This window comes from Paenibacillus sp. FSL H7-0703 (assembly GCF_038003485.1).
Taxonomy (GTDB): Bacteria; Bacillota; Bacilli; order Paenibacillales; family Paenibacillaceae; genus Paenibacillus; species Paenibacillus polymyxa_B.
The window spans coordinates 3,125,193-3,135,000 of record NZ_JBBOPF010000001.1; the positions used below are offsets into that span (position 1 = coordinate 3,125,193).

Here is a 9,808-nt window from a genome sequence, read left to right on the forward strand (position 1 = left end):
CGTTTGATGATCTTCATTTTATCCTTTTGAAGAAGAAGTGATTATTTCCATATTATAGACTTCATCGGCAGTACAACCTCTTGAAAGGTCATTGATCGGTGCATTTAGCCGCTGCAGGATCGAACCATATGCCTCAAAGTTTCCAAGACGCTGCGCTACCTTACAACCAATATTACCGGCATGAATACCTGGGAATATGAAAATGTACTATAATAAAGCAACTTTTAGAGCAATGGGTAAGACTTTTGCTGTTCTTGCCGTTTCAACAGCAATCTAATTCCAGTGAAAAAACATTTGACCCCTCGTCTTTATTAACGATAATTTTAAACATAAAGAATAATGTTGTAAAACTCAAATATTTTGTGAACTACATTAATCATTTCTATATATTGAGGAGGTATTCTATGTATTTTCCTGGGATTGAAGCGTTTTTAGCTATCGTACGGACCGAGAGTATAAGCAAAGCGGCCGAATTGCTGCACCTGTCACAAGCTACGGTGAGCTATCGGTTAAAGACATTGGAACAGGAAATGGGTGGCCTTTTGGTTGAGCGAAGAAAAGGGGCACCCAAAATCAGTCTGACCCCAAAAGGGGAAAACTTTTTTAGCATTGCGGAAAGATGGGATGCTCTCTGGAGGGAAACACAAATCTTGCAGGCTAGCGGTTCGCAGTTAAGTCTGGCAATAAGCGCTGCCGAAAGTATAAGTCACTTTGTTTTGCCTCCTGTATATAGAATGCTTAATCAGCATACCCCGTCCATCCGACTGCAAATTCGTACGCAGCATACTCAGGAAGCTTTTGATAGTATTGAGCGGCGCGAGATGGATGTGGCGTTTGTGGTGCGAGAAATCGTGTCGCCTAGTGTCACTGTTAAACCGTTTTTTACTGAAGAAATGATGCTGTTGCGCCTGGCTGTGTCGGGGCGGCAGGCCGGAGATACTGTTGAAATGGAAGAATTGGCGGCGCAAGACGAAGTCTTCATAAATTGGAATAGAGAGTTTCAATTCAGACATGACCAGTGGTGGGACCCTCTTTGCCCGTCCCGTGTTCATCTGGACTCAGCGGGACTCATCACTACTTTTTTGAAGGACGCCAGACAATGGTCGATAGTTCCCGCTTCGATTGGCGCACATATGATGCGGATGGGAGATTTCGTTCTTCAGAAACTATCGGTATCGGTGCCTCCAAGAATATGCTATAAGGTAACTCATAAGTTTCCAAACCAAGCTTTACACGAGCCCCTTCGTATTCTTGATAACTATCTGCAAGATATATTTGGAATACAATGATTTGACCTGTCGAGATATTAGTTGCAATTGATTATGGGCCTGCAAACTGATGTATGAAAAAAATAGAGTATGCGGTGTAATAGCGTTTGAACAGCCCCTCCAGTGTCAGAATCTCAGGCGATACGCTCGCTCTCTCATCCTGCGCCACCCGAGACGTTTCCAAAACCGATGGACTTAGACGATCGAGAAACCGCTGGGGAATGTCCAAACTATTCTTCCGCTGCCTGCGTTTACGCAGTTTGCCACCCGTGTTTGTATTCATAATCCTATACCTCCGTCAGATGTTTATCCAACGGTCACGAACACAAAAAAAACGCACCACACCGCTATCCAACGGTAAAGTGCGTTTCAATCATACTTGCTACAAATCCTTATGCAGCAAGGAAATTATTAAACTGACGGAGAGGATGGGATTCGAACCCATGTGAGCTTGCACTCTAACGGTTTTCAAGACCGCCCCGTTATGACCGCTTCGGTACCTCTCCAGGTGGTAAATGGATAAAGCTGCTTCCCTTTTAAACATACTCAGGCGCAACAAAATTATTTTACCACAGAACTTCTAAGAATGCAACACTTACTGTTTAGGAGCAATAACCTCAATGCCTCGCATGTATGAACGCAACACTTCTGGAATCACGATGCTTCCGTCCTCTTGCTGATAGTTCTCCAAAATAGCAGCCACAGTCCGCCCTACAGCCAATCCTGAACCGTTCAGCGTATGTACAAATTCAGGCTTTGCCTTCGAATCTGGACGAAACCGGATGTTCGCACGACGCGCTTGGAAGTCTTCCGTATTTGAACAGGAAGAAATCTCACGGTACATGCCACTCTCAGGCAACCATACTTCCAGATCGTACGTTTTGGCAGACGTAAAACCCATATCTCCAGTGCAAAGTGCCAGCACGCGATATGGAAGTCCGAGCAGCTGTAAAACACGCTCAGCGTTATTCGTCATTTTCTCCAATTCCTCATAAGAGGTATCAGGGTGAACCAACTTAAGCATCTCTACCTTATTGAACTGATGCTGACGGATCAGGCCACGTGTATCACGTCCTGCTGATCCTGCCTCCGAGCGAAAGCAAGAGCTGTATGCCACATAATATTTCGGAAGCTGCTCCGCATTCATAATCTCTTCACGGTGGTAGTTCGTTACCGGAACTTCAGCCGTAGGAATGAGATAATACTCAGTATCACGCAGCTTGAACAAATCTTCTTCAAACTTCGGAAGTTGGCCCGTTCCGTACAAACTGTCCCGATTTACAATGTATGGAGGAAGCATTTCTTCATAACCATGCTCACTGCTGTGCAGATCCATCATAAAGTTAATCAGCGCACGCTCTAATCTTGCTCCCAGTCCTTTGTAGAACGTAAAACGAGAACCCGTTACCTTGGCTGCTGCCTCAAAATCAAGGATATCTAGATCCTGAGCCAATTCCCAATGCGCTTTGGGTGTAAAAGAAAAATCACGCGGCTCCGACCAGCGACGGATTTCTACATTATCCTCTTCCGATGCACCTACAGGTACTGTATCATTAGGAATATTCGGAATAGACATCACCAATTCATCGATCTGAACTTCCAGTTCGCGTACTTGCTCATCTAATTCTTTGATACGATCGGAGACTTGACGCATTTCTGCAATAAGATCATCCGCATTTTCCTTGTTCTTCTTCAACTTGGCTACTTCACCGGATACCACGTTCCGACGATTTTTGAGCCCTTCACTTTCCTGAAGTAACTCACGACGGCTTACATCCAGATCTGTAAAACCATTAATCAGATCCAGAGATTTCCCCCTGTTCTGCAAAGCTTTCTCAACCCGACCAAGCTCATTACGTAAAATCTTTATATCTAACACAGGTAATCCCTCCTACACTACAAACCTGACTTTCACTATTCGCGGACCATATCCACAAAATATTGATGTAACCGGTAATCGTCTGTTAACTCCGGATGGAAGGATGAAGCCAGCAAATGACCCTGACGGGCTGCCACGATCTCGCCGTTATATTCAGACAGCACATCTACTCCCGTTCCAACAGACTGTATTAATGGCGCGCGTATAAATACAGCACGAACCGGTTCCTCAATCCCTTTAATGTTCAAGTCTGTTTCAAAGCTCTCTCTTTGGCGACCAAATGCATTACGCGATACTGTAATATCCATGAGTCCCAAATGTGCTTCTTCCTGTCCTTGAATCGTTTTAGCCAGTACAATCAATCCCGCGCAAGTGCCAAATACAGGCTTGCCTTGATTAGAAAACTGACGTATAGCCTCTATGAAATCATACTTGCGCATTAGCTTACCAATAGTGGTGCTTTCACCACCGGGAATGATAAGACCGGACAGCTCATTGAGCTGTTCGATCTTCTTCACCGCTATACATTCCGCACCCGCACGTTCAACGCTACGTATATGTTCAGCTACAGCGCCTTGCAGTGACAATACACCTATTTTCATGCCGGTCCCTTCTTTCTTACCAACCACGATCCTGCATGCGCTCATGCGGTGCCAGTTTGGAAATTTCAATGCCTTTCATAGGAGTTCCCAAATTCTTGGAGACTTCTGCAATCAGCTTGTAATCCGTATAATGAGTGGTCGCTTCCACGATTGCACGTGCAAACTTCTCAGGGCTATCCGACTTGAAAATACCAGAACCTACAAAGACGCCATCAGCGCCTAAATGCATCATTAACGCGGCATCGGCAGGTGTTGCTACACCACCCGCTGCAAAATTGACCACTGGCAGTTTGCCAAGCTCATGCACTTCCAACAGCAGTTCATATGCAACTCCGAGGTTTTTCGCCTCTGCATACAGCTCGTCCTTCGACAAGTTTTGCACCTTGCGAATTTGACCATTGATAAAACGCATATGCCGAACGGCCTCAACAATATTCCCAGTCCCCGGTTCGCCCTTCGTACGGATCATAGATGCACCCTCACCAATACGACGCAGCGCTTCTCCCAGATCCTTGGCTCCACAAACAAATGGAACGGTGAACTCCCGCTTATCAATATGGAAAACTTCATCCGCAGGTGTCAGCACTTCGCTTTCATCGAGATAGTCAACACCGAGAGATTCCAATACCTTTGCCTCTACATAGTGACCGATACGAGCCTTAGCCATAACAGGAATAGAAACAACCTTCATAACTTCTTCCACAATCGTTGGGTCAGCCATACGAGCAACCCCACCAGCTGCACGGATATCCGAAGGCACCCGTTCAAGAGCCATTACAGCTGTAGCTCCTGCTGCCTCTGCAATTTTAGCCTGCTCAGCGTTCATGACATCCATGATTACGCCACCTTTTTGCATCTCTGCCATACCTCTTTTTACACGCGAAGTTCCCGTTTCCATGTCGTTGCCTCCTATAAGGGTTACGTTTAGATTCTAACTTAATATTTTACCGCACGAATGCCAAATACACAATCATTTCAAGCTGCAAAATAAGTAATGAAAAACAAGGTAGATCGCTTAGCTTCGCTTTTTTAGAAGAGGTTCTTAATTCCCTGGAACAGATCTCCGAAGAAATCACCGATTGCCCGGAAAAGCATCCGGAACCAGCCGCCCTCTTCTACTGCCGTCGTAGTAACCAGATCCACGGTTTTCGTCTGCCCTTTATCCACACCGTCTGTCTTGTACGTGTACGTAATTGTTCCGACTTTGGCCCCTTGCTTCAAAGGTGCCACCAGAGAGCTTGCTGGTGTAATGTTCGTTGTAAAGGTTACCTTAGGATTGCTCGCACCCTTAGGTACGATAAAGCTTACTGCATCCTTGGTGACGATCGGTACTTCTGTTTCCGTACCTTTGGTCACTGGCACATTCTCAACACCCTTAACCATCGTCTTTGGAGCAATAACCTGCTTCACTTCAAAATTATCAAAACCATAGTTCAGCACTTTAGCTGTCTCTGTAAAACGATGAGGCTCTGAATCTGCTCCCATGACTACACTGATGAGACGCATTCCGTTGCGCTCAGCGGTTCCTGTAAAACAGTTTCCAGCATTGCTCGTATGGCCCGTTTTCATTCCGTCCAAGCCGGGATAAGCAAACTTTCTAAAGTTAGTAATATTTTTGTTTGCTTCTAACATCCAATTGTAGTTAATAATTGGTGCTTTGTCAGTCGGTCGGAATTTGTAAGATTGAATTGTGGTAAACCGTGTATAATCCGGATGATCCTTTATAATGTTACTAGCTAATGTCGCTGCATCTCTCGCTGTCATCACAGTTTCCCGGTCTGTATCCGGCTGGAAGCCTTTCGGCATATCACCACGGTCCAAACCAGTCGAGTTGATAAAATACGTATTTTTCATGCCCATTTTCTGAGCTGTTTCATTCATTAGTTTTACAAAGTCCTGCTCAGTTCCAGATACGCGTTCAGCAAGGGCTACTGTTGCATCATTAGCAGAACCTACCGCCATTGCAATATAAAGCTCTTCTACCGTATGTTGATCCCCTTGAGCCAAAAAAATACGTGATCCAATGCTCTTAGAAGCATTCTCGTTAACCGTAACTTTATCCGTCCACTTGAGTTTACCTTGCTTAACCTGTTCAGCCACGATGTATTCTGTCATCATTTTAGTCATACTTGCTGGTGGAAGTGGCTCATCTGGATTCATAGACAGCAGCACTTGCCCAGTGGAAGGCTCGATCAAAATGGCGGAACGTAGTGCCAGACTAGGGGGGTTAATAGAACCTGTCCCCGTAATATTGGTTGCCTGTGTTGCCGCTCCAGCTGCAAAAGTAGCCACGCTCGGATCGAAATTGCCTACCACAGGCAATGCCGACATATACATCATATTAAGCACCATGACTGCAGTCACACTCTTTTTAAACATGCTGCGTTTTTTATTCTGCTTTAAAATGTTCGCTTTCAAATGAATACAAACTCCTCTCGTACCTCAACCCGATCGCTATGAATAACGAGACGGTGGTTACAGCCTCTACTTGGCCAATGTAATTAATGTTTAAGTGTTATAAAATCCAGTTTCACTTCGTTTGCTTAGTTGTATCCTGTCATGAGCATTTTCTGCTCGAATCTTCTTTACTGGTAGGAATCGTCCAAAAGACCTATGTGTCCTAATTCGTCAATAATTTCGTCAAAAAGGCGGACACTTGTCTATTCTATCACAGGGGTATCTCTAAAAAAAGACAGGCAGAGCGAAATACGCTCTGCCTGTCGTCAAGTCTACTACAGCCGAACTTTATAGAGAGTAGTTTGGTGCTTCTTTCGTAATTTGCACATCATGCGGATGGCTCTCACGCAGACCAGCGCCTGTAATACGGATAAAGCTTGTATCGTTACGAAGCTCCTCAATATTAGCTGTACCGCAATAACCCATACCGGAACGAAGACCGCCCAACAGCTGATGAACAGTGTCGGAAAGTGGTCCTTTATAAGCAACGCGTCCTTCGATGCCTTCCGGTACCAATTTCTTGTCGTCATCTTGGAAATAACGATCTTTACTACCCTGCTTCATCGCAGCCATAGAACCCATACCACGATATACTTTAAAGCGGCGTCCTTGATAAATTTCAGATTCACCTGGGCTTTCTTCCGTACCTGCAAAAAGACTTCCCAGCATTACCGCAGAAGCGCCTGCCGCAATGGCCTTTGTAATTTCACCGGAGTATTTAATACCACCGTCTGCAATGATCGGAATATTATATTCACGTGCTACTGTTGCACAATCATAAATTGCTGTTACTTGTGGAACACCTATCCCTGCGATTACGCGTGTTGTACAGATGGAGCCTGGACCAATACCGACTTTTACGACAGATGCTCCTGCTTCAATCAATTCGCGCGTTCCGTCACCAGTAGCTACATTACCTGCTACAATCGTCAGATCAGGATAAGCTTCACGTAGCTTGCGGACCGCTTCAATAATGTTAATATGATGGCCGTGAGCAGAGTCCACAACAATCATATCCACACCAGCTTTTACAAGTGCTTCAGTCCGATCAAATGTATCCTTGGAAATGCCGACAGCCGCACCGACCAGAAGACGCCCTTGTGCATCTTTCGCTGCGTTCGGAAATTGAATAGCTTTCTCAATATCTTTAATGGTGATAAGTCCTTTGAGATAATTTTCATCATCGACCAAAGGGAGCTTTTCAATTTTATGCTTTTGCAAAATGACTTCCGCTTCCTGTAAAGTCGTACCCACAGGTGCAGTTACCAGTTCTTCCTTCGTCATGACTTCACTGATTTTAAGGTTAAAATCGTGAATAAAGCGAAGATCGCGGTTAGTAATAATACCCACCAGTTTGTTTTCTTCGTTTACAACAGGTACACCAGAAATACGGTATTTACCCATAACTGCTTCAGCATCGGACACCAAATGATCCGGAGTCAATGAGAATGGATTGGTGATAACACCGCTCTCCGAACGTTTAACCCGATCCACCTCTACTGCTTGCTGTTCAATCGACATATTTTTATGAATAATACCGATACCGCCCTCACGAGCCATCGCAATTGCCAACACTGCCTCAGTAACAGTATCCATACCAGCACTCATCAAAGGAATATTCAGCTTCACGTTATCACTCAAACGAGTCGCCACGCTTACTTCTTTGGGCAGAACCACCGACTTGCGAGGTACCAGCAAAACATCGTCAAAGGTAAGGCCTTCCTTACCGAATTTATCTTCCCACACCAAGATGATCCTCCTTCAAATTGTTTAGTCTGTATTGGTCTTGTTGTCTGTCCGACATGGACAAATCAAGGCTCTCTGAAAATATATTATTGCAATCTTAGCAAAGCGGTATAGGGGTGTCAAGCCTTCATCAATAGCCCTAACCTTTAGTATTTCCCTGTACAAACAACTGTACTCCTACGAAGGACAACCTTTAAAAATAAGCGTTTCCAAAGGTAATAGCTATTCACAAAAGCATATCTCCTCTTTGAATACGCAGCATAGAAGCAATTGTATAAGTGGTTTGTACCGTAATATACCAAAGAGGACCATGATCTCATTGAGATCATGGTCCTCTTTACTTGTTGCTTGGCGACGTCCTACTCTCCCAGGACCCTGCGGTCCAAGTACCATCGGCGCTGGAGGGCTTAACGGTCGTGTTCGGGATGGGTACGTGTGGAACCCCTCCGCTATCGCCACCAAACATGAATTTGCTGTGCAAATTCTACATTCAAGGTTACACCCTGAAAACTGGATCCGAAACTCATTTGCGTTTTATTTTAGGATAAGCCCTCGACCGATTAGTATTGGTCAGCTCCATGCATTACTGCACTTCCACCCCCAACCTATCTACCTCGTCGTCTTCAAGGGGTCTTACATACTGGGAAATCTCATCTTGAGGGGGGCTTCACGCTTAGATGCTTTCAGCGCTTATCCCTTCCGTACATAGCTACCCAGCGGTGCTCCTGGCGGAACAACTGGTACACCAGCGGTACGTCCATCCCGGTCCTCTCGTACTAAGGACAGCTCCTCTCAAATTTCCTACGCCCACGACAGATAGGGACCGAACTGTCTCACGACGTTCTGAACCCAGCTCGCGTACCGCTTTAATGGGCGAACAGCCCAACCCTTGGGACCTACTTCAGCCCCAGGATGCGATGAGCCGACATCGAGGTGCCAAACCTCCCCGTCGATGTGGACTCTTGGGGGAGATAAGCCTGTTATCCCCAGGGTAGCTTTTATCCGTTGAGCGATGGCCCTTCCATGCGGTACCACCGGATCACTAAGCCCGACTTTCGTCCCTGCTCGACTTGTAGGTCTCGCAGTCAAGCTCCCTTCTGCCTTTGCACTCTTCGAATGATTTCCAACCATTCTGAGGGAACCTTGGGGCGCCTCCGTTACTCTTTAGGAGGCGACCGCCCCAGTCAAACTGCCCACCTGACACTGTCCTCGCACCGGATCACGGTACCAAGTTAGAACCTAGATACGATCAGGGTGGTATCCCAAGGATGCCTCCTCTCAAGCTGGCGCTCAAGATTCTACGGCTCCCACCTATCCTGTACAGATCGTACCCAAATTCAATATCAAGCTGCAGTAAAGCTCCATGGGGTCTTTCCGTCTTGTCGCGGGTAACCTGCATCTTCACAGGTATTAAAATTTCACCGGATCTCTCGTTGAGACAGCGCCCAAGTCGTTACGCCATTCGTGCGGGTCAGAATTTACCTGACAAGGAATTTCGCTACCTTAGGACCGTTATAGTTACGGCCGCCGTTTACTGGGGCTTCGGTTCATAGCTTCGCCCCGAAGGGCTTACCACTCCCCTTAACCTTCCAGCACCGGGCAGGCGTCAGCCCGTATACTTCGCCTTGCGGCTTCGCACAGACCTGTGTTTTTGCTAAACAGTCGCTTGGGCCTTTTCACTGCGGCCCCCTCGGGCTATTCACCCTACCGAGGCACCCCTTCTCCCGAAGTTACGGGGTCATTTTGCCGAGTTCCTTAACGAGAGTTCTTCCGCGCGCCTTAGAATTCTCTTCTCGCCTACCTGTGTCGGTTTGCGGTACGGGCACCTTCTCCTGGCTAGAGGCTTTTCTTGGCAG

7 protein-coding genes, 1 tRNA gene, 2 rRNA genes and 1 pseudogene (1 of these 11 running past the window's edge) are annotated in these 9,808 nt (G+C 46.2%); 1 reads left to right on the forward strand and 10 read right to left on the reverse strand.

Annotated features, from left to right (window positions below; genetic code table 11):
• Positions 1-18: 18 nt before the first annotated feature.
• A pseudogene (locus tag MHB46_RS13790) lies at positions 19-204 on the reverse strand (phosphate acyltransferase); the annotation flags it as partial.
• Between the two features lie 200 nt (positions 205-404).
• On the opposite strand from MHB46_RS13790, the gene MHB46_RS13795 reads away from it, so the two are divergent.
• A complete protein-coding gene (locus tag MHB46_RS13795; protein WP_341162607.1) occupies positions 405-1,289 on the forward strand; it encodes a LysR family transcriptional regulator in 885 nt (294 codons plus the stop codon).
• Between the two features lie 31 nt (positions 1,290-1,320).
• On the opposite strand, the gene MHB46_RS13800 is transcribed toward MHB46_RS13795, so the two are convergent.
• From MHB46_RS13800 to MHB46_RS13840, 9 genes are all read right to left on the reverse strand, one after another.
• The gene (locus MHB46_RS13800) at positions 1,321-1,551 is read right to left on the reverse strand and encodes a hypothetical protein (RefSeq protein WP_341162608.1); all 231 of its coding nucleotides are present in this window, start codon (positions 1,549-1,551) and stop codon (positions 1,321-1,323) included.
• A 137-nt stretch (positions 1,552-1,688) separates the two neighbouring features.
• Positions 1,689-1,774, reverse strand: a tRNA-Ser gene (locus MHB46_RS13805).
• Between the two features lie 89 nt (positions 1,775-1,863).
• Positions 1,864-3,147 (reverse strand): serine--tRNA ligase, encoded by a 1,284-nt coding sequence (serS, locus tag MHB46_RS13810; RefSeq protein WP_341162609.1) that lies wholly within the window; start codon positions 3,145-3,147, stop codon positions 1,864-1,866.
• Between the two features lie 35 nt (positions 3,148-3,182).
• Positions 3,183-3,749, reverse strand: coding sequence for a pyridoxal 5'-phosphate synthase glutaminase subunit PdxT (gene pdxT / locus MHB46_RS13815; RefSeq protein ID WP_013308175.1), 567 nt, complete (start codon positions 3,747-3,749; stop codon positions 3,183-3,185).
• A gap of 16 nt (positions 3,750-3,765) precedes the next feature.
• Positions 3,766-4,647, reverse strand: coding sequence for a pyridoxal 5'-phosphate synthase lyase subunit PdxS (pdxS, locus tag MHB46_RS13820; RefSeq protein WP_061831829.1), 882 nt, complete (start codon positions 4,645-4,647; stop codon positions 3,766-3,768).
• A 131-nt stretch (positions 4,648-4,778) separates the two neighbouring features.
• Positions 4,779-6,167, reverse strand: coding sequence for a D-alanyl-D-alanine carboxypeptidase family protein (locus MHB46_RS13825; RefSeq protein WP_341162610.1), 1,389 nt, complete (start codon positions 6,165-6,167; stop codon positions 4,779-4,781).
• A gap of 327 nt (positions 6,168-6,494) precedes the next feature.
• Entirely contained in the window at positions 6,495-7,952 is a 1,458-nt protein-coding gene (guaB, locus tag MHB46_RS13830; protein WP_013308172.1) for an IMP dehydrogenase, read from the reverse strand.
• A 346-nt stretch (positions 7,953-8,298) separates the two neighbouring features.
• Positions 8,299-8,415: ribosomal RNA gene (gene rrf, locus MHB46_RS13835) — 5S ribosomal RNA — on the reverse strand.
• A 77-nt stretch (positions 8,416-8,492) separates the two neighbouring features.
• Positions 8,493-9,808: ribosomal RNA gene (locus MHB46_RS13840) — 23S ribosomal RNA — on the reverse strand (it continues 1,613 nt past the right edge of the window).

Coding starts and splice junctions, on each gene's coding strand:
- MHB46_RS13795 (WP_341162607.1), top strand. CDS start 405: ATGTATTTTCCTGGGATTGAAGCGTTTTTAGCTATCGTACGGACCGAG.
- MHB46_RS13800 (WP_341162608.1), bottom strand. CDS start 1,551: ATGAATACAAACACGGGTGGCAAACTGCGTAAACGCAGGCAGCGGAAG.
- pdxT (WP_013308175.1), bottom strand. CDS start 3,749: ATGAAAATAGGTGTATTGTCACTGCAAGGCGCTGTAGCTGAACATATA.
- pdxS (WP_061831829.1), bottom strand. CDS start 4,647: ATGGAAACGGGAACTTCGCGTGTAAAAAGAGGTATGGCAGAGATGCAA.